The 19299-nt window shown below is 72.8% G+C and carries 21 protein-coding genes; 11 read left to right on the top strand and 10 right to left on the bottom strand.

Going from position 1 to position 19299, the window contains the following annotated elements; all coding sequences use genetic code 11:
* Nucleotides 1–9 precede the first annotated feature (9 nt).
* Nucleotides 10–414, top strand: coding sequence for a hypothetical protein (locus tag ACGFML_RS03830; protein ID WP_393539612.1), 405 nt, complete (start codon nt 10–12; stop codon nt 412–414).
* Between the two features lie 494 nt (nt 415–908).
* Nucleotides 909–2348 (top strand): hypothetical protein, encoded by a 1440-nt coding sequence (locus tag ACGFML_RS03835; RefSeq protein ID WP_393539614.1) that lies wholly within the window; start codon nt 909–911, stop codon nt 2346–2348.
* Nucleotides 2349–2484: 136 nt separating this feature from the next.
* On the opposite strand, the gene sodN is transcribed toward ACGFML_RS03835, so the two are convergent.
* Nucleotides 2485–2880, bottom strand: a complete 396-nt coding sequence (sodN, locus tag ACGFML_RS03840) for a superoxide dismutase, Ni (protein ID WP_393539616.1) — start codon at nt 2878–2880, stop codon at nt 2485–2487.
* Between the two features lie 167 nt (nt 2881–3047).
* On the opposite strand from sodN, the gene sodX reads away from it, so the two are divergent.
* Nucleotides 3048–3533 (top strand): nickel-type superoxide dismutase maturation protease, encoded by a 486-nt coding sequence (sodX, locus tag ACGFML_RS03845; RefSeq protein WP_393540398.1) that lies wholly within the window; start codon nt 3048–3050, stop codon nt 3531–3533.
* Here sodX and ACGFML_RS03850 read toward each other — a convergent pair.
* Entirely contained in the window at nt 3437–4066 is a 630-nt protein-coding gene (locus ACGFML_RS03850; protein ID WP_393539618.1) for a CGNR zinc finger domain-containing protein, read from the bottom strand. The genes sodX and ACGFML_RS03850 overlap by 97 nt on opposite strands.
* 105 nt (nt 4067–4171) lie before the next feature.
* On the opposite strand from ACGFML_RS03850, the gene ACGFML_RS03855 reads away from it, so the two are divergent.
* Nucleotides 4172–4933 carry a class I SAM-dependent methyltransferase gene (locus ACGFML_RS03855; protein WP_393539619.1) on the top strand — a complete coding sequence of 254 codons (762 nt, stop codon included), beginning with the start codon at nt 4172–4174 and terminating at the stop codon, nt 4931–4933.
* Nucleotides 4934–4982: 49 nt separating this feature from the next.
* Here the strand turns inward: ACGFML_RS03855 and ACGFML_RS03860 are convergent, their stop codons facing one another.
* The 3 genes from ACGFML_RS03860 to ACGFML_RS03870 all read right to left on the bottom strand — a co-directional run bounded on the left by ACGFML_RS03860 (nt 4983) and on the right by ACGFML_RS03870 (nt 7764).
* Nucleotides 4983–5735, bottom strand: a complete 753-nt coding sequence (locus tag ACGFML_RS03860; protein ID WP_393540400.1) for an amino acid ABC transporter ATP-binding protein — start codon at nt 5733–5735, stop codon at nt 4983–4985.
* A 47-nt stretch (nt 5736–5782) separates the two neighbouring features.
* Nucleotides 5783–6721 carry an amino acid ABC transporter permease gene (locus ACGFML_RS03865; protein ID WP_393539621.1) on the bottom strand — a complete coding sequence of 313 codons (939 nt, stop codon included), beginning with the start codon at nt 6719–6721 and terminating at the stop codon, nt 5783–5785.
* Between the two features lie 71 nt (nt 6722–6792).
* A complete protein-coding gene (locus ACGFML_RS03870) occupies nt 6793–7764 on the bottom strand; it encodes an ABC transporter substrate-binding protein (RefSeq protein ID WP_393539623.1) in 972 nt (323 codons plus the stop codon).
* A 533-nt stretch (nt 7765–8297) separates the two neighbouring features.
* Here ACGFML_RS03870 and ACGFML_RS03875 point away from each other — a divergent pair.
* The 3 genes from ACGFML_RS03875 to ACGFML_RS03885 all read left to right on the top strand — a co-directional run bounded on the left by ACGFML_RS03875 (nt 8298) and on the right by ACGFML_RS03885 (nt 11230).
* Nucleotides 8298–9512: an NADP-dependent malic enzyme gene (locus tag ACGFML_RS03875; protein ID WP_393539625.1), complete on the top strand. Its 1215-nt coding sequence runs from the start codon at nt 8298–8300 to the stop codon at nt 9510–9512.
* Between the two features lie 141 nt (nt 9513–9653).
* Complete coding sequence (locus ACGFML_RS03880) at nt 9654–10616, top strand: zinc-binding dehydrogenase (protein WP_393539627.1); 963 nt, start codon at nt 9654–9656, stop codon at nt 10614–10616.
* Nucleotides 10617–10630: 14 nt separating this feature from the next.
* Nucleotides 10631–11230, top strand: a complete 600-nt coding sequence (locus tag ACGFML_RS03885) for a HutD family protein (RefSeq protein WP_393539628.1) — start codon at nt 10631–10633, stop codon at nt 11228–11230.
* A 51-nt stretch (nt 11231–11281) separates the two neighbouring features.
* Here ACGFML_RS03885 and ACGFML_RS03890 read toward each other — a convergent pair whose 3' ends face one another.
* Complete coding sequence (locus tag ACGFML_RS03890; protein WP_393539631.1) at nt 11282–12055, bottom strand: antibiotic biosynthesis monooxygenase; 774 nt, start codon at nt 12053–12055, stop codon at nt 11282–11284.
* Nucleotides 12056–12166: 111 nt separating this feature from the next.
* On the opposite strand from ACGFML_RS03890, the gene ACGFML_RS03895 reads away from it, so the two are divergent.
* Nucleotides 12167–12376, top strand: coding sequence for a helix-turn-helix domain-containing protein (locus ACGFML_RS03895; RefSeq protein WP_393539633.1), 210 nt, complete (start codon nt 12167–12169; stop codon nt 12374–12376).
* Nucleotides 12376–12927, top strand: a complete 552-nt coding sequence (locus ACGFML_RS03900; RefSeq protein WP_393539635.1) for a Clp protease N-terminal domain-containing protein — start codon at nt 12376–12378, stop codon at nt 12925–12927. The genes ACGFML_RS03895 and ACGFML_RS03900 overlap by 1 nt, the downstream gene beginning before the upstream one ends.
* A 60-nt stretch (nt 12928–12987) precedes the next feature.
* On the opposite strand, the gene ACGFML_RS03905 is transcribed toward ACGFML_RS03900, so the two are convergent.
* From ACGFML_RS03905 to ACGFML_RS03920, 4 genes are all read right to left on the bottom strand, one after another.
* On the bottom strand, nt 12988–13869 hold the full coding sequence (locus ACGFML_RS03905) for a hypothetical protein (RefSeq protein WP_393539637.1): 882 nt from the start codon (nt 13867–13869) through the stop codon (nt 12988–12990).
* Between the two features lie 253 nt (nt 13870–14122).
* Nucleotides 14123–15247, bottom strand: a complete 1125-nt coding sequence (locus ACGFML_RS03910) for a helix-turn-helix transcriptional regulator (protein WP_393539639.1) — start codon at nt 15245–15247, stop codon at nt 14123–14125.
* Nucleotides 15248–15249: 2 nt separating this feature from the next.
* Nucleotides 15250–16185, bottom strand: a complete 936-nt coding sequence (locus ACGFML_RS03915) for a DUF4097 domain-containing protein (protein WP_393539641.1) — start codon at nt 16183–16185, stop codon at nt 15250–15252.
* 144 nt (nt 16186–16329) lie between these two features.
* Nucleotides 16330–16509, bottom strand: coding sequence for a DUF6104 family protein (locus ACGFML_RS03920; RefSeq protein ID WP_393539643.1), 180 nt, complete (start codon nt 16507–16509; stop codon nt 16330–16332).
* Between the two features lie 151 nt (nt 16510–16660).
* Between ACGFML_RS03920 and ACGFML_RS03925 the strand changes: the two genes are divergently transcribed.
* Both ACGFML_RS03925 and ACGFML_RS03930 read left to right on the top strand, forming a co-directional pair.
* A complete protein-coding gene (locus ACGFML_RS03925; RefSeq protein WP_393539645.1) occupies nt 16661–17065 on the top strand; it encodes a CU044_2847 family protein in 405 nt (134 codons plus the stop codon).
* Nucleotides 17065–19212: a trypsin-like peptidase domain-containing protein gene (locus tag ACGFML_RS03930; RefSeq protein WP_393539646.1), complete on the top strand. Its 2148-nt coding sequence runs from the start codon at nt 17065–17067 to the stop codon at nt 19210–19212. The genes ACGFML_RS03925 and ACGFML_RS03930 overlap by 1 nt, the downstream gene beginning before the upstream one ends.
* The last annotated feature ends 87 nt before the right edge of the window (nt 19213–19299 follow it).

Genomic DNA, 19299 nt, shown 5'->3' on the forward strand with positions numbered 1-19299 from the left:
GGAGTAGAAATGCACAAGCTTCGCAAGGCCGCCGTCGTGGTTGCCGCCCTCGGCAGCATCGGACTCCTCGGGTTCGGCACCGCAGGCGCCGCCGTGGCGGGCGGTGCGGACTACAGCGGCAAGGCGGCAGGCAAGGCCTCCGCCCGGGCCGGGTACGAGCACGTCAGGTCCGGTGGCCACGGCGGGCGGGGCCACTGGGGCAAGTCGGGCCACGGCAGGAAGTGGGGTGGCAGGAGCGTCGTGATCCGCCAGAGCACCACCTGCCGGTCGCACGACGCGAACGTCGACGTGCTCGGCCAGGTCGGCATCGCGAACGGCCTGGCGAGCAACCTGCTCGGCGGCGAGCGCGGCTCGGGCAGGCAGCGCACCGACCTCGGTTCGGACCTGGGCTGCAACAACGTCGTCGGCAGGTGACGGACCGGCTCCGGTGTCCGGGCGACAGGTCCGGCCCCGGAGCCCCTTCGTGCCCTGCGGCGGGCCGGGCACGGGCGCCCGTGCCCGGCCCGCCGCAGGGCTCAACGACCGTCGGCCGGGCTTCTCGGGGAGCACCGGCCGACGGCCCGGAGGTCGGACCGGCCCGGGCCGCACGGGAGCGGCCGGCTTCCCGGGCGAGGGCGAACTCCCGCCGAACCGGCGGTTCGACGGGGCCGTACCCGCCCCTCGCCGCCCCCGAGGTGGCGACCGCCCCGCAAAGTGGTTTGTCGATGAGTTCCGAAGCAGCGCAAACTGGGCCTCCTGCCACCCCGGCCGGTGTGGGCCCCGTGCCGTACAACAGCCGGTCCGGTGGCCCTCCTTCCTGTCCGTAGACCGCTGACCCCGGTCCGGACCCCTATCCCAAGGGCCAGAACAACTTCATGACTTCCCACATAGCCGTTTGCCGGCGACGCCTGCCCATTTGGGTGATCCCGATGTTGTGGACCCTCGCTCTCGGTCTGTGGGGACTTTCCCGGCAGAACAGTGTGTGGCGGGACGAGGCCGCGACCTGGCAGGTGGCCCGACGGTCCGCTGCCGAGATATGGCACATGCTGGGGCAGGTCGACGTCGTGCACGGGCTCTACTACCTGCTGATGCATGGGCTCTTCGGGGTTTTCGGGCCCAGCACCACGACCCTGCGGCTGCCTTCCGTGCTGGCCATGGCGGTGGCGGCGGCCTGTGTGGCCGTCACCGGCCGACGGCTGGCGGGGGGTTGGGCGGGACTGGGAGGAGGGCTGGCGTTCGGGCTGCTTCCGGCCGTGCAGTTCCATCTCCAGGAGGGCCGCCCCTATGCACTGGTGGCGGCCGGGGCCGCGCTCTCGACACTGCTGCTGGTGACCGCGCTCGAGGGGCGTGGCGGGGCGATGTGCTGGCCCGCGTACGGAGGGACGGTCCTGCTGTGCGGGCTGCTGAACTGGCTGTCGCTGCTGATTCTGCCCGCGCACCTGGCGACTTTGGTCTGGACGCGCGTCGGGCGCGGAACCTGGACACGCTGGGCGGCGACCTCGGTGACGGCCCTGGCGGGGGTACTGCCGTTGATCCTCTTCAGCCGGAGCCAGTCCGACCAGGTGTCCTGGATACCGCCGTTGACCTGGCACATGATGATCGGCCCGGCGGTCCTGCTGGCGATCGGCGGCCTCGGAGCCCTGCTGGACCGGCCGCAGGCGGGCCGGTTGTCGGTGGCGGCGATCGGGTTGCCGCTGCTGGCCGTGCCGCAGATCGCCCTGATCGGCCTCTCGCTGGTCCAGCCGCTGTTCCTGGACCGGTACGTGCTGTTCAGCCTGCTGGGCCTGGCCCTGCTGATAGGGGCGGGGCTGGGTGCGGCCGTACGGTCGGCCACCCGGCGGTCGCCGAGGGCATCGATGTGGATCCTTCCCGCGGCGGTCGCCGTGGCGACGGTGGCCCTGCTGCCGCAATCGCTGGCCAAGCGCTCTCCGGCGAGCCGGGTGGACGACGTCCTGGCAGTGGCGGCGGATGTGCGGCGCCTCAAGGAGACCGGATCCGCGGTCCTCTTCATACCGGCGGCACGGCGCGACACCGCGTTGGTCTCACCCGACGCCTTCACCGGCCTGGGGGACATCGCTCTCCTGGAGGGCCCCGAGCGGTCCGGGACGCTGAAGGGGGTGGAGGCCGGTCCGCCCCGGATCCGGGCCGCGATGCTGGCCCAGCGGCGGATTCTGCTGGTCACGGACGCGACAGAGGTGGCGACGCCGATCTCGGCGGAGCGGGACAGGGTGAAGCTCTCCGTGCTGAAGGAGTACTTCACGGTGGTGGCGGACGTGCAGGTACGCGGTCGCAGGGTGACGGTGCACGAACGGCGCGGACCGGGCCGGCGCTCCGCCGCCGCACGTCCGGCGGGCGCGCCGGACGCGTGATCGCATCCTCCGCCCCCGGCTCGCGCCTCGGGCTCCCGAAACGACCGCACCCGGTCCGCCATGGACGTCGTAGGGACGTCCTGCGGACCGGGTGCGGTCGGATACCGGCGAGGTGCCTGCGGGCTGCCGCCCGGGCTCAAGCCTTCTTGGTCTCCCAGAAGATCCGGTCGATCTCGGCGATGAGCTCGAGGGCCTTCTCGCCGGTCTTCGGGTCGTTGGAACCCTTGGCGGCGCTGAGGGCCTTGAGGGTGTCGTTGATCAGCTGGTGCAGCTGCGGGTGCTTCTCGAAGTGCGGGGGCTTGAAGTAGTCGCTCCACAGCACCGAGACGTGGTGCTTGGCCAGCTCGGCGCGCTGCTCCTTGATCAGGACGGCGCGGGTGCGGAAGTCCGCGTCCTCGTTGGCCTGGTACTTCTCCTGGACGGCCTTGACCGACTCGGCCTCGATGCGGGCCTGGGCCGGGTCGTACACGCCGCAGGGCAGGTCGCAGTGGGCGCTGACCTTGACCTTGGGGGCGAACAGGCGGGAAAGCATGTGCAGTCCTCCTCGTGATCGTCTTCTCAGGTGCGAGATTACTCGGTGGGGGAAGGCTTTTCTCGGGCGCCCCGGGGGTCTTAGGGCAAAAGTCCAGTGCCGGGCCGGGGCTGATGGAGGATGGACCGGTGAGCGGGTCGAACCGGGGCAAGGCCGGGAGGTACGGGATGCCGGAGCGGGTGCACGAGCGCGGGCCGGAGCGCGAGCAGGGGCCTTCGGGCGGCCCCGGTGGGCCGGGCGGTGAGCGCGGCGGGCCGCTGCGGGCGTTCGGGCTGGCCGAGGTCTACAACCCGTCCATGCTGCCGACGCTACGGCCGGGGGACCAGCTGGTGGTCCACTACGGTGCGCCGGTGCGGCCCGGTGACGTGGTGGTGCTGCGCCACCCCTTCCGACAGGACCTGCTGATCGTGAAGCGGGCTGTGGCGCGGCGGGACGGCGGTTGGTGGGTGCAGGGCGACAACCCGTACGTCACCCACGACAGCCGGGAGTTCGGGGCGGTGCCGGACGAACTGGTCATCGCCCGCGCCCGGGTGCGGCTGCGGTCGCCGCGCGGGGTTCAGCCGTCGGCGCGTGCGGTGCTCTCCTGGGCCTTCTCCGCGGTGCGGCCGCTGCGGTCGGACCGTTCGCTCTCCAGGCGCTTGCGGGCGCGGTAGGCGGCGACGTTGGCGCGGGTGGCGCAGCGGTCGGAGCAGTAGCGCCGGGAGCGGTTGGTCGAGGTGTCGAGGTAGGCGTTGCGGCACGGCCGCGCCTCGCAGATGCCCAGCCGGTCGACGCCGAGCTCGGTGAGGTGGAACGCCAGGCCCATGCAGGCGGTGGCGGTGTAGCTCGCGGTGGCGTTGGCGGCGTGGTCGGCGATGTGCAGGTGCCAGTCGGGCCGGCCGTTGTCGTCGCGGAACTCGTGGCCGGAGATCTGCGGGCTGACCGGGAACTCCATCATCAGGGCGTTGAGCAGGTCCACGGCCAGCACCTCGTCGCCGGTGTCCGCCGCCTCGAAGACGGCGCGCAGCCGGGCCCGGACCGCCCGTAGCCGGGTGACGTCGCTGTCCGTCGCGCGCCGGGCGGTCTGCTGTGCGGGGCCGAAGAGCGCGCGCACCGTCTCCACCGTGGTGAGGGTGTCGCCGCCGCGCTCGGGCTGCTCGGTGTTGACCAGTCGCACGGCGAAGTCCGAGTAATAGGCCAGTTCCACTTGTAGTCCTTACGGGACGGGATTAGGGTACGGGTGCGCGCTGTTCGTAATAGGCATTGTGCCTATGTGGCTATTACCAGGGTAGTACGGACCGGAGGGGCCGATATGACCGAGACCATGGCCGGAGCCGACTGGCAGGCGTGGCAGAACAGTTGGGACCGCCAGCAGGAGTGGTACCTGCCCGACCGCGAGGAGCGGTTCGGGGTGATGCTCGACATGGTGGAGGCCCTGGTGGGCACCGCCCCCCGGGTGCTGGACCTCGCCTGCGGCACGGGCAGTATCTCCGACCGCCTGCTCAAGCGCTTCCCGGAGGCCGAGAGTGTGGGGGTGGACCTGGATCCCGCGCTGCTGGCCATCGCGGAAGGGTACTTCGCCGGCGAGCGCAGGGTCCGCTTCGTACGAGCCGATCTCAAGGACCCGCAGTGGACTCAGAAGCTGCCGCACGCCTCGTACGACGCGGTGCTGACGGCCACCGCGCTGCACTGGCTGCACACCGACGATCTGCGCACGCTGTACGGGCAGGTCGGCCGGCTGGTGCGGGACGGCGGGGTCTTCATGAACGCCGACCACATGCCGGACGAGCACACCCCGCGCATCAACGACGCCGACCGGGCGCTCCGGCATGCGCGGCAGGGGCGGGCCAAGGAGGCCGGCGCGGTCGACTGGGCGCAGTGGTGGCAGCTGGCCGCCGCCGACCCGCGGCTGGCCGGGCCGACGGCCGAGCGCTTCGAGATCTACGGCGAGCACGCGGACGGGGACACCCCGTCGGCGGCCTGGCACGCCGAGGTCCTGCGCGCCTCGGGCTTCGCCGAGGCGCGGTCGGTATGGGCTTCGCCCTCGGACGCACTGGTACTGGGCCTGAAGTAGGCCCGGGGCGAGCCGCTGCGCGGCGGCCGGCGCCGCGCAGCGGGGCGCGTCAGAGCACCTTCGACAGGAACGACTTGGTGCGGTCGTGCTGCGGGTTGCCGAGGACCTCGCGCGGGTGGCCGGATTCGACGACCACTCCGTCGTCCATGAAGACCAGCGAGTCGCCGACCTCGCGGGCGAAGCCCATCTCGTGGGTGACGACGATCATCGTCATGCCGTCCGCCGCCAGGTCCTTCATGACGTCCAGGACGTCACCGACCAGTTCCGGGTCGAGGGCCGAGGTCGGCTCGTCGAAGAGCATCAGCTTCGGTTCCATGGCGAGCGCGCGGGCGATCGCCACCCGCTGCTGCTGGCCGCCGGAGAGTTGCGAGGGGTAGTTGGCGGCCTTGTCGGACAGCCCGACCCGGTCCAGGAGTTTGGCCGCGCGCTCCCGGGCCACGGACTTGGACTCGCCCTTGACCTGCATCGGCGCTTCCATGATGTTCTCCGCCGCGGTCATGTGCGGGAAGAGGTTGAAGCGCTGGAAGACCATGCCGATGTCACGGCGGCGGGCGGCGACCTCACGGTCACGCAGCTCGTAGAGCTTGCCGTGGTGCTCGCGGTAGCCGACGAGTTCGCCGTCGACGGACAGCCGGCCGGCGTTGACCTTCTCCAGGTGGTTGATGCATCGGAGGAAGGTCGACTTGCCGGAGCCGGACGGGCCGATCAGACAGAAGACCTCCTTCGGCGCCACTTCGAGGTCGATGCCCTTGAGGATGTGGGCCGCTCCGAAGGACTTGTGCACGCCCTCGGCCTTGACCATCGGGAGGCCGGATGTGCCGGCGGTGTTCTCGGTGAGCTTGCTGGCGGTCATGCGGCACCTCCGGAGCGGTTGAAGCCGCCGAACAGCTGCGCCCTGGCGCGCTGGAGCGGGGTGAGGGGGAGCTGGCGGCTGGAGCCGCGGGCGTAGTAGCGCTCCAGGTAGTACTGGCCGATGCTCAGCACGGTCGTGGCGACGAGGTACCAGGTGGCGGCGAGGATCAGCATCTCCACCACGGCGCCGGAGTCACGTCCGACGTTCTGCGCGGCCTGCAGCAAATCGTAGTACTGGACGGCGATGACCAGTGAGGAGGTCTTCAGCATGTTGATGACCTCGTTGCCCGTGGGCGGCACGATCACCCGCATCGCCTGCGGCACGACGATCCGCCGCAGCGTCTTGCCCTGGCTCATGCCCAGCGCGTGCGCCGCCTCGGTCTGGCCCTCGTCGACGGCGTTCAGGCCGGCCCGGCAGATCTCCGCCATGTACGCCGCCTCGTTGAGCCCGAGGCCCAGCAGCGCGCACAGGAACGGGGTCATGAAGTCCGACCACTCGTCCTTGTAGATCGGCATGATGTCGATGTACCGGAAGACCAGGCCGAGGTTGAACCACAGGAACAGCTGGACGTAGACCGGCGTACCGCGGAAGAACCAGACGTAGAACCACGCGACGGTCGCGGTCACCGGGTTCTTGGACTGGCGCATCACGGCCAGGATCACGCCGCCGACGACACCGATGATCATCGAGAGCACGGTGATCAGCAGGGTGTTGCGCAGGCCCTTGAGGATGTCCGCGTTGAACAGGTACTGGGGGATGGCGTCCCAGTTGACGTTCCCCGTGGCGAACGCCCGGCCGAGCAGGAAGAGCACCGCGAGCACGACGACCGCCGCGACCCAGCGTCCGTAGTGGCGGACCGGAATGGCCTTGATGGGGTCGGGCTGGGGCGGCGGCCCGGCCGCCGGCGGCTGGGCCGACTTGTCGTCAACTGACACGGGTGATGCCTTTCAGCGTTCGGCGGGAGGTGCGCGGAGGGAGCGGAAGCGGAGGGAGGGCTCGCGGCGGCTCAGGAGCCACTGTTGAGCTTCACTTCCTTGACCGCGGCGTCCTTGACGTCCCACTTCTTCAGGACCTTGGCGTACGAGCCGTTCTTGATGGCGTTCTCGAGTGCTGCCTTGAGCGCGTCGCGCAGCTTCTCCTGGCCCTTGGGGACCGCGATGCCGTACGGAGCCGCCTTGAGCGGTCCGCCGCCGACCATCTCGAAGTCCTTGCCGTGGCCGGAGACCTTCACCGCGTATGCCGCGACGGGGTAGTCACTGGAGACGGCGTCCACACCCGCGGTCCGCAGCCGGGTCTGGGCCTCGGAGTCGTTGTCGAACGCCTCGATCGCGATGGGCTTCTCGCCGCGCGACGCACAGGCCTTGGACTTGTCCTTGGCCAGGTCGTGCGAGACGGTGCCGCGCTGCACGGCGATCTTCTTGCCGCACATCGCTTCCCAGCTGTCGATGCCCTCGGTCCTGCCCTTCTGGGTGTAGAGCGAGACGCCGACGTTGAGATAGTCGACGAAGTCGAGGCCCTCGACGATCTTCTTGCCCTTGCTGTCGATGCCCCGCTGGCGTTCCGGGGTGTCCGTCATCGCCGACATCGCGATGTCGTAGCGCCCGGACTTCATCCCGCCGATGAGGGTGTCGAAGGTGGCGTTGTTGAAGTTGAGCTTGATGCCCAGCTCCTTGCTCATCACCGCGGCCAGATCGGGGTCGATGCCCTCGACCTGGCCGTTGCTGCGGAACTCCACCGGCTTGTACGTGATGTCCGAGCCGACCTGGAGCAGGCCCAGCTCCTGGACGTCCTTGGGGAGCATCTTGAAGAGCGGCGCGTCGGGGTTGCGGTTCTTCTGCGCGTTGCGCTTGGCGATGGCCGCGTCCGTCTGGTCGCCACAGGCGCTGAGCAGCAGCATCGAGGCGGCGACCGCGGCCACTGCGGCCACGGCTGAGCGAGACCTGCCGAAGGCCGAGTGACGGGTGGTGCTTGCGGTCATGCTGATCCTCCTGCGGATGGGAGTAGCCGACTGGCGGCGGCCGGGCACACACCTTCGAGCGACACGACCTCGGTTGATTGACGGAATCCTGCCATCCGGACTCCGGTATTCGGACTGTCGCGCAGGTCAAAATCGGATAACGGACGAGCGGGTCGTGGGTGTGGCCCGTATGGCGCAAGGGTGAACGGTTGTGGGGGCCGCGCACGGACCGCCCCGGCCCCACCTGGGCCGTCTCGGATTCCGGACTGCTGGGGGTGGCACTTCAGCATCTTTATATATTTCGCGGCTAATGTCGGATCTCTGAACCCGAGGGTAATGAATCCAACTCGTCGGCACCCTCGACCGTCCGGTAAAAAGGTTCGTTACACCCCTCATCCGGGGCTCAGGGCGCGTGTGCGGCGCGCCCGGCGTCCGTACCTCCCCCCGCGCGGCGGCCATCCGCCTCGCAGGGCGCGGACGCGGTGCCCGCCCACCCCTCAACCAGGGAGTGGTCACCCTCAACTGTTTGACGAAGAAATAAGGGGTTGGAACAAGTGGCAGCGGAGATCGTCAATCCTCGCAGCGACAGCACTACGGGCGCGGGCTCGGACGAAGAGTTCTTCGATCCGGCCTTCGCGCTCCACCGCGGCGGCAAGATGGCCATTCAGGCGACCGTGCCGGTCCGCAACAAGGACGACCTGTCCCTCGCGTACACGCCGGGCGTGGCCAAGGTGTGCAGCGCCATCGCCGAGCATCCCGAGCTCGTGCACGACTACACCTGGAAGTCCCAGGTCGTGGCCGTCGTCACGGACGGCACCGCGGTGCTGGGCCTGGGCGACATCGGCCCGGAGGCATCCCTCCCGGTGATGGAGGGCAAGGCCATCCTCTTCAAGCAGTTCGGCGGAGTGGACGCGGTCCCGATCGCGCTCGCCACCACCGACGCCGACGAGATCGTGGAGACCGTCGTCCGCCTGGCACCGTCCTTCGGCGGCGTCAATCTGGAGGACATCTCCGCGCCGCGGTGCTTCGAGATCGAGGAGAAGCTCAAGGAGCGCCTCGACATCCCGGTCTTCCACGACGACCAGCACGGCACCGCCGTGGTCACGCTGGCCGCGCTGCGGAACGCCGCCAAGCTCACCGACCGGTCGCTGGGGCAGCTGCGGGCGGTCATCTCGGGTGCCGGCGCGGCCGGTGTCGCCATCGCCAAGATCCTCGTCGAGGCGGGCATCGGAGACGTGGCGGTCTGCGACCGCAAGGGCATCGTCTCGGCCGACCGTGACGACCTCACCGACGTCAAGCGCGCGGTGACCGGCTTCACGAACAAGGCCGGGCTGACCGGTCCGCTGGAGCACGCCCTGGACGGGGCGGACGTCTTCATCGGGGTCTCCGGCGGCACGGTGCCGGAGGAGGCGGTGGCGAAGATGGCGAAGAACTCGATGATCTTCGCGATGGCCAACCCGAACCCGGAGATCCACCCGGACGTCGCGCACAAGTACGCGGCCGTGGTCGCCACCGGGCGCAGCGACTTCCCGAACCAGATCAACAACGTGCTCGCCTTCCCCGGAATCTTCGCCGGCGCCATGCAGGTGCGCGCCTCGCAGATCACGGAGGGCATGAAGCTCGCCGCCGCCGAGGCGCTGGCCGCCGTCGTCGCCGACGAGCTCAGCGCCGAGTGCGTCATCCCGTCGCCGTTCGACGAGCGCGTCGCCCCGGCGGTCACCGCCGCCGTCGCGGCCGCCGCCCGTGCGGAGGGCGTCGCCCGCCGCTGACGCGCGGCGTTCGGACGCCAACGGGCCGGGCCCGCACCTGAGAAGGGTGCGGGCCCGGCCCGTTGCGCACGGGGGCGGGCGCGGTGCGTGTCACACCCGAGTGCGGTACCGCGGTGCCCCGTCGCGGCCTACTTTGGGATCATGTTTGCTGCCTACGCCGCCCGCATCGACCGCGACCAGCCCCTCAACGGCCTCGAACTGGGCGACCGCCCGGCCCCCGAGGCCCGACCCGGCTGGACCACCGTCAACGTCAAGGCCGCCTCCCTCAACCACCACGACCTCTGGTCGCTGCGCGGGGTCGGCATCACCGAGGACTCCCTGCCGATGATCCTCGGCTGCGATGCCGCCGGGACCGACGCGGACGGCAACGAGGTCGTCCTGCACTCCGTGATCGGCCAGACCGGCCACGGAGTCGGCCCCGACGAGCCCCGCTCCATCCTCACCGAGCGCTACCAGGGCACCTTCGCCGAACAGGTCACCGTCCCGTCCTGGAACGTCCTGCCCAAGCCCAGGGAGCTCTCCTTCGAGGACGCCGCGTGTCTGCCGACCGCCTGGCTGACCGCCTACCGGATGCTCTTCACCAACGCCGGCGTCCGGCCCGGGGACAGCGTCCTGGTCCAGGGTGCCGGCGGCGGCGTGGCGACCGCCGCCATCGTGCTGGGCGCCGCCGCCGGACTGCGCGTCTTCGCCACCAGCCGCGACGAGGCCAAGCGCAAGCGTGCCGAGGAACTGGGCGCCGAGGCGGCGTTCGCGTCCGGCGAGCGGCTGCCGCAGCGGGTGGACGCGGTCATCGAGACGGTCGGCGCCGCCACCTGGTCGCACTCGGTCAAGTCGCTGCGCCCCGGCGGCACCCTGGTCATCTCCGGCGCCACCAGCGGCTTCCACCCCGAGCGCACCGAACTCAACCGGATCTTCTTCCTGGAGCTGCGGGTCGTCGGCTCGACGATGGGGACCAAGGAGGAGCTGGCCTCCCTCCTGAGCTTCTGCGCGGCCAAGGGCATCCGTCCGGTCATCGACTCCACGCTGCCGCTGGACCGGGCCCGCGAGGGATTCGAGAAGATGGCGCAGGGCGATCTGTTCGGCAAGGTCGTCCTGACGGTCTGAGGCGGCGCAGCGCGATGACGGGCGAGGGAGCGGGGGACGGAGCCGTGCGGATTCTGCGGGCGGAGGGGCGGGCCGCCGCGCCCTGGAGCAACGGTGGCGGGGTGACCCGCGAGATCGCCGTCCACCCGCCCGGCGCCGACTGGGACGGGTTCGACTGGCGGGTCAGCCTCGCCGACGTCACCCGGGACGGGCCGTACTCGCCGCTGCCGGGCGTCCGGCGCATCCTCACCGTCGTCGACGGCGGCGGTCTGGCACTGACCGTGGACGGCGCGCCCCGTCTTCTCCCGGACCGGTTCCGGCCGTTCGCCTTCTCCGGCGGCGCCGTCACCGACTGCCGACTGCTGGACGGCCCCGTCGTCAACCTGAATGTGATGGTGCGCGAGGGGCGGGCCCGGGCCGTGGTGGAGATGGTGCGCGGGAGCCGTGCGGTGCCGCCCGGCGACGCGCTGGTGGTCGCCGTGGAGGGGAGCGCGCAGCTGGCGGCGCCCGGGGAGCCCGGGGTGCGGCTGGCACGGTTCGACGCGGCCGTGGTGGTGGCGGGCGCGCGGTGCGAGGTGCGGACGGCGGGAGTGGCGGCGGTGATCGCCCTGTCGGCGGGCGGCGACGACGGCTGAGCCGGGCGGGACCCGGCGGCCCCGCCGGGGGCGACGTGACACCGGTGTGCGTCAAGGGAGTCGGCGTCCTGCGTGGTGCGCGGCGGGGCCCGGTGATGGGACGTTGACCAGGCTCCTGTGGAGCGTGTATTGCGTGGCACCGGCCGCTTCGGGCGCCCCGGGAACCGCCGAAGTGACGGTCACGCCGTCCGTGGCCGCGATCGCCGCCCCGAACCGTGCCGCCACCGCACCCTCCGTGAAGGCCCGCCAGGCCGAGGGGTCCGCCCACTCCGCGAAGATGACCACCCGGCCGCCGTCCCGGCTCAGATGGAGGTGGGCGCCGAGCAGGCCCGGCACCTGTGCGCGGGCCAACTCGTCGGGGAGGTGGTCGGCCAGGGCACGCTGGACGCCGGGGCCGGCGGTGGCGAAGGCGGGGGTGGTCAGGAGCGCGGGCGCGCGGCCGGCCCGCTCCGGTGCCACCCAGCTGTGCGTGCGCACATAGCGGACCAGGCCCGGCCGCCGGATGCCGGGGAGCGCCGTATCGATCCGGCCGGCGACAGCGGGGCGCCGGGTGCGCGCCCATTCCCGGTGCGCGTCGTCGCTCGTCCACTGGGCGTAGTGCAGGAGATGACTGCCGTCGGCGCTCAGGAAGACGCTCAGCGAGAGCATCGCCGCCGGGCGTGACTGCCGCTCCCACTCGCCGAGCAGCGCGTCCGCGGCGGCGTGCCGCGCCTCGGGTAACGCCGTGATCCAGGGGCTGACCAGAGCGGAGGCGGCGTCGGGGCGGGCGAAGTCGGGGAAGGCGGCGGTCTGCGGCGGGCGGGGGGAGGCAGGCGTCTCGGTCATGGGGGGGGGAGCGTCGTCCCTCAAGTGCCCTTGAGGTCAAGGGGTATGGGGCGCGCAGCCGATCTGTCAATGATGGTTGACGTCGTCGAGGTGTCAACGTAAATTGACATCATGACCGAAGCGACGGATCTCGCCGAGCGGGCGGGCGACCGGGACCCCAGGGTCGGACTGCGCGCCGTGACTGCGCTCCGCCGGCTGTTGGAGCAGCTCGAAGCCGTACAGGTGCGCAGCGCCCGTGCGAAGGGCTGGTCATGGCAGGAGATCGCGGCCGAGCTGGGTGTCAGCAGGCAGGCGGTCCACAAGAAGCACGGGAGGCGTTGATGTTCGAGAGGTTCACGTCGGATGCGCGCGCCGTCGTCCGCGGCGCCGTCACCCGGTCCGAGCGCACGGTCGGCGGCACGGTCGGCGAAGCGGAGCTGCTGCTCGCGCTGCTGGACCGTACGGACTCGACCGCCGCGGCGGTGCTGCGCGACCTCGGCCTCGCCGGTCGGCGGGAGTCGGTGGCGGACGGGCTGGCTGCGGTCCGCCGGCGGGGCGGTGTCTCGTCGGCCGACGCCGAGGCGCTGGCCGCGCTCGGCATCGACGTCGACGGGATCGTGGCGCGGGTGGAGCGGGAACACGGTGTCGGCGCGCTGGCCGCAGGCCCGGCCGGGCGGCGCGGAAGGGGGCGCCGGTTCGGCCCGGAGGCGAAGTCCGTGCTGGCGCGCTCCCTGCGGATCGCGGTCGGCCGCGGCGACCGGCAGATCGGCGACGAACACCTGCTGCTCGCCCTGACCGCCCGCCCGGGCCCCGCCGCGGCCGTACTCGCCGACCACGGGGTGGCGCACGCCGATGTGGTGCGGGTGCTGGGCGAGGTGGCCGGGGTGCGGTGAGGGGGCGCGGGGGCGGGAAGGGGCGGCCGGGCCGCCGCCCCGGGAGGCGGGGCTCGCTGCCTACGGATAGCCGGCGTGCACCGTGCCGATTCCCAGGGTGCTGCGGCGGGGCAGATAGCCCGCCTCGAAGGCGGCGCTCAGGACGGGCTTGAGCAGCTGGGCGAGGCGCTCCGCGCGGGAGTGGCCCAGGGCCCGCCACGGGCCGGCGGCGAGTCGGTCCGTCATCTGCTCGATCGCCTCGCGTTCCGTGCGGCCGCGGTCGGTCGCCGCGCCGTCCGGGGTGATGCAGCCACGGGCGGCGAGGCGGTGCCGGGCCTCGCTCCACTCCTCGGCGCTCCAGCCGCGCCCGGCGAACTCGGCGGTCGGCGCGGCGCCGACGGCGGCGAACGACACCAGCGCCTCGCAGGGGTCGAGACCGAACGTCAGCAGGGCCGCCAGATGGCCGTCGCCGCGGTGTTCGCGGAGCACGGTCGCGGCCTGCCAGAGCACCAGATGCGGCGCGTCGGGCCAGGGCAGATCGCGGTTGGCGGCGGCCAGCGGGCGGCCCGCGAGTCCGGCGTTCTCCGCGGCCTGGCGCGCCAGCCGGGCCGCCTCGGCGAGCTGGCCACCGGTCAGCCGGCCGCCTATCAGGGTGGTCAGCGCACGGTCCATGGCGAGCAGCCGGGCGTCCAGCACCTTGGCCGGGTCGGCGGTGGTCCAGATCCCGGGGACATGACGGGCGATCAGCCGCGGACTGAAGCTGTAGAACGTGGCGGCCACCAGATCGGGTCCGGCGGCCCCCAGCGGGGCCGTTCGCCAGGCGAAGTAGCTGGGCCAGCGGGAGGCGACGTCGTAACCGAGATCCGAGGCCATCTGGCGGGCCTCGGGGGCGAAGTAGAGCGTGGCATGCAGCGGCTCGATCTGGTGCCACATCCGGCGGGCGACCGAAAGGTAATCCGACATCGCTGCACCTCTTGGCCTTCACGATGCGTACGGACAGGGGGAGTTGACGGAGAGCTGACCGTGCACCGGGCGCGGTGAACCCTGCGAGGAAGAAATTCCCCGATTACGCGCCGTGAATCCCAGCTGGGTAAATTAACTATGGGTAACCGACGGGGGCGGCGTGGCGGGGGGTTTCGGCCATGGCCTCCGGCCGGTCGGGTCCGCACGGTGGGCCGGGGGCGTGTGCCCCCGGCCGTTGCCCGGCTGCGTGCGGCTATTCCTCCGGATCCACCGCCCGCGCACCGTGCTCCGGATCGCGGAGCAGCGCGCCGATGTGGGCCGCCGTCGCCGACAGCCGCCGGCGGGACTCCGTCAACTGGCCCGGGGTGATGCCGTGGTCGCGGGCCGCGTCCCGCAGGTCGTCGCGGAATCGGTCCAGCAGCCGGTCGAAGTCGCGGGCCGGGTCCCCGCTCGCCGGTTCGGTCGCCCACCGGGGGGCGGCGGGCGCCCCGGCGGTGTCCTCCGCCGCCTCGACGCGCTCGACCGTCACCCGGGGAGTGGCGTCGGAAGCGTCGTGCCCGACACCGGACTCGCCGTTCCGATCGGGCTTGCCCGGCTGATCGGACCGGCCGCCGGTGAACCGGCCGACCTCCCGCGAGACCTCGGACAGCGCCTCGCGCACCGCCCCCGACCAGTCCCCGGTCCGTACGTGCCCCTGGGTCTGTTCCTGGACCCGCTTGATGACCCGCTGCATCTCGTCGCGGGCGAACGCCTGGGCGTCCTTGGCCTGCTGGCGCGCGCGCTGGGCGTCCTGTTTGGCCCGGCGGCTCTCCTCCTTGGCCCGGCGGGCCTGCTCCTTCCACTCCTCCTTGGCGCGCCGGAACTCCTCCTTGGCCTGCCGCCACGAGTCCTTGTCGCCGAATCCGCCGTCGGCGTACCCGGCCGGGCCGGAGCGCGGCCACCCGCCGTCGTCGTCCGCGGCGTCCGTGGGCCGCGAGTCCCGCGCGCCCGCGCGGGCCTGCTGCGCGGCCTCGCGCATCTCGCGGCGCAGGTCCCGCGCCGAACCGCTCACGTCCTCCCGGATGTCCGAGGCCAGTGCGGCCACCGACTCCCGGATCTCCAGCTCCAGGTCCGCCAGTTCGCCGCCCCGGTCGGCCAGTTCGGCGCGGCCGGCGCCGGTGATCGAGTACACCTTGCGGCCGCCCTCGGTGGCGTGCGTGACCAGGCCCTCGGCCTCGAGCTTGGCGAGCCGGGGGTAGACCGTGCCGGCCGAGGGGGCGTAGAGGCCCTGGAAGCGCTCTTCGAGGAGGCGGATGATTTCGTAGCCGTGCCGTGGGGCCTCGTCCAGCAGCTTGAGGAGGTAGAGCCGCAGGCGGCCGTGGGCGAAGACGGGGGGCATGCTCAGAGCACCTTCTTCCCGGCGTCGGAGGGGGCGTGGGGTGGGGGAGTGGGGCCGCCGGACGGTCCGTCGTCCGGGCCGGGGCCCGGGGCGTCCGCGGCCGTGTCCGCCGGTTCCTCGAACGCCGGGCGGCGCAGCAGCGCCAGCCCGCCCGAGACCGTCGTGACCTTGAGGCGGCCGGTGCCCGCGCCCAGCGTGCCGGTGATCTGCCGCGTCCCCCATCCGCCGTCGACCCGCAGGTCGTCGAAGGCGTTGGCGACCGGGCCGGAGGTGGTGTTGGCCTCCACCGTTGCGTCGGCCGGATCGGGCAGCCGGATGGCGACCTCGCCGGAGACCGTCGTCAGATCGATGTCCGTGCCCTTCGCGGCCGGATCCAGGTCGAGGACCATGTCACCGCTGACGGACTCGGCGCGCACCGCGCCGCCGCCGCCGTCGATCACCGTCAGATGCCCGGAGACGGAGTGGAACCGTAGATCGCCGGTGACGCCCTGGGCCTCGATGTTCCCCGTGACGGTGTCCGCCTGCACGCTGCCGGCCAGCCCCACCAGAGTGGCGTCACCGGAGACGCCGCGGACGGCGGTCCGCCCCGAGATCCCGGAGACCACCGCGCTCGCGCCGACCACGCCGACCTCGACGCGGGCGGCGGCCGGGACGGTCACCGAGACCACGGCCCGGCGGTTCCAGCCCCTGCGGTCGAGGAACTTCAGGAAGCCCTTCCAGGGGAGGTCGGGGTAGGCGACGGAGAGGGTGCCGCCGTCGTACGAGACGGTCAGGGGTTCGCCGTCGATCTCGCTGACCTCCAGGCGGTGCGGGCCGTCGTCCGAGGTGCCGACGACGTTGACGGTGCCGCCGGCCAGACGCACGTTCAGGGCCGTGACGGGCTCGGTGAATTCCAGCTTGTGCGGTGCGGAGATCTTCCACTCGGTCCGGGCCGGCATGCCGCGCCTCCCCTGGGCAGGGCTGCGTCCGCGCGGGCAGGCCGGGCAGGGGCACCGGGGCAGCGCGACGCAACATATCGTGTCTTCGCTAGACACGATATATCGCGGAAGGGGGAAGTCAAGCGCCGCCCGTGAGCCGGGCCGCTACTCGTCGTCCTCGTCGTCCAGCCGCGCCAGCCAGGTGGCCAGCCGTTCCACCGGGACCTCGAAGTCCGGGTTGAGGTCGACGAACGTCCGCAGCTGCTCGGCCACCCACGCGAGGGTGACCTCCTCCTCGCCGCGCCGATTCTCCAGCTCCTCGATGCCACGGTCAGTGAAATACACGCGCTCTCCACCAGGGGTCATGGGATGTTCCCGGCCAGGATAGGAGGCTCACGGACCTCTCGCGCCACAGGCACCCGAGGGCTAACCTGATCGCCTGTCAACGGTCCTGCGGCAATGGGTAGTTGCCGTCCAGGGGGAGCAGGAGGCCGTGATGCAAGATCGCGCGCAGTACATCGAGCTGCCCGACGGTACGGGAGTCTGGGCCCGGGTCTCCCGGCTGGACGCGGCCGGACTCGACGGGCGCGGCGCGGCGGACGGGGACTTCGACGACGTCGGCGCCTGGGACACGCTCGGCGCCCGGGTCGAGGGCCTGCGCGAGGTGGTCGGCGGCGTCGCCGCCAGCGTCCGCGAGGCCGCCGCATCGGTCGCGCCGCACGAGACCAGCGTGACCTTCGGAGTGGAGGTCTCGGCCAAGCCGGGCAAGGCCGTCGCCCTGCTCGCGGACGGCGAGGCGAAGGCCAACCTCTCCATCACGCTGACCTGGCGGCGCGAGGACGGCGCGGCCGCGCCCGACCGGCCGGCCGGCAGCCGGGAGCCGGACGATTCGGGCCGCTGATGACGCCGCCGGACGGCCCCGCCCGACTCCACGCCGGACGGGCCGGATACGCGGAGCTGCTGGAGCACGCCGGGCGCGCGACCGTAGGGCTGTGCGCCGCCCCCGGCGGCACGGAGGACGGGCTGTGGGGGAGCGGGGTGCTGATCGCCCCCGGCTGGGTGCTGACCTGCGCCCATGTGCCCGCCCCGCACGACGGGCGGCGCCGCTCGGCCGGCCCGGACGGCGTCCTCGGCGTCGTCGTCGGCGGCCGGGTGACCCCCGCGCGGCTCGCATACGACCTCAGCCGGCCCGCCCCGGAGGCCGGCACCGCCGCCGCACGGCCCGATCTCGCACTGGTCCGGCTGCTCGACCCCGCCGTCGAGCACCCCTGCGCCTGGGTCAGCGATCAGCCGGCCACCCTCCTGGAGGACGCCTACATCTTCCGCGGCCACGACGAGCCGGCGTCCCCGCGGCCGGGCGAACGCGTACTACGCGAGTGGGGTCCCGCCGGGCACGGCAGCGGCGGCAACGGTCCGGCCGGCGGGCCCGCCGAGCCCTTCATCGCCGTCCGGTTCGGCGCCCGGGACGCCCGCGGCCTGCAGTTCGGCAGCGACGTCCGGGTCACGCCCGGCGCCTCGGGCGGGCCGCTGGTCGAGTGCGACCGCGGCGAGGTCGTCGGCATCGTCAAGGGCAGCCACCGGCACGACCACCTCGGACTCGCGGTGCCGGTCACCGCGCTCCGCGGGCTGGGCCCCGAACACCTGGTGGCGGGCGCCGAGGGGCTGGGCCCCGACCCGTACCACGCGCTGATGAGCCGGCACGACCGCTGGCACTGGAGCGGCCAGGACCTCGGCCGCGCGGGCGGGGCCACCTGGTTCGACGCCCAGCACGCCATCATGGCCGGACGCGGGCGCCTGTGGGGCGTCCAGGAACGCCTCCAGGCGCTCGACCTGCTCGCCCGGCTGCCCGCACCGCGCGACCCGCTGGTCGTCCAGGAAGCGGTCGGCGCCGCCCTGGACCGCACCGACGGCGGCCCCGGCGCCTGGACGCTGCGCACCTGGCGGGACGGGCACGGCGCGCTCTACCAGGGCAGCGACCCGTACACCGAACTGCGCGCCTTCGTGCACTATCTGCGCATCGTGGCGCAGCTGACCGCCGACCGGGCCCGCGACGTCCCCGGCGACGAGGCCGCCTCGGTACGCGAAGAGGCCGCCAGGCTCACGGAGTTCGTCCAGGCCAAGGCGGTCGTGCTGCGGCCGCAGGACCGCCGGCGGATCGGCCCGGTGCGGCGCCGGCCGCGCTCCGTGCTCGTCGAGTTCGAGCCGCTCTTCTTCTCCGACGAGGCCGGACGCGAGCTGTTCAACTGGTCGGTCAGCGAGGGCTACGGACGCGGCCAGTGGCTGCGCGTCGAGGTCCGCGAATCGGCCGGCGGGGTGCCCTTCGAGCAGGCCGAGGGCGAGGTGCTGCGGCGGCTCGGCGCGCGCCTGCTGCGCGCCGACGACGAAGCGGGCGACGACACCCGGGTGCGCCTGGAGGTCGCCGTCCCCGAGGGCCGCTGGCACACCCCGGCCGGCCAGTGGGAGGTCGCGGCCTCCACCCGACGCACCGCCAAGGGCTGGCCGGTGGGCCCGCGCCGCCCCGTGGTGCTGCGCGACCAGGCGCGCCGCGAGGAGGTCGATCCGGCCTGGCTGCGCCGCTGGGACGGCATCACCGCCGCCCGCGAACTGCGTGCGCTGCGCCTGCTGACGGACCGGACGTCCGGCGGGACGGGGCCGGGCTCCGCCGAGGCGCTGCTGCGGCTCCTGGAGAGCGCGGACGACGGCACGCTGCCCGTGCTGTGCCACACCGTCGCCGGCGGCCCGGGCCAGGAGGCCGTCGGCATCGCCCTGGACAGCGGCTACCCGGCGGCGCTGTGGCCGTCGGCCGGCCACGGCGAGCGCGCCTGCGACGCCGCCTGCGAGGAGTTCCACCGCGGCGTACGGGAGCTGCTGCAGGGCCCGGGCGGCGTGGCCCGGCTGCCGGAGCTGGTGCGCGAGCTGCGCGCGAAGGCCGCCGAGCCCGCGGCGCGGGGCACCCACTGGGCGCGCGACCTGGTGCTCCTCTACGACGACCCGCTGGACCCGCTGCCGCCGCTGTTCGCGGACCGCCCGCAGGTCTCGCCCCGGTGAGCCCCGCACCGGCGGCGGCATACGCCGTGCCGCGCGCCGTGCGGTACGCCCCGCAGGCGCCAGCGTCCCCCTGCACGCGCCCGGCGC

The sequence above is a fragment of the Streptomyces sp. NPDC048650 genome, from assembly GCF_043199095.1.
GTDB lineage: Bacteria > Actinomycetota > Actinomycetes > Streptomycetales > Streptomycetaceae > Streptomyces.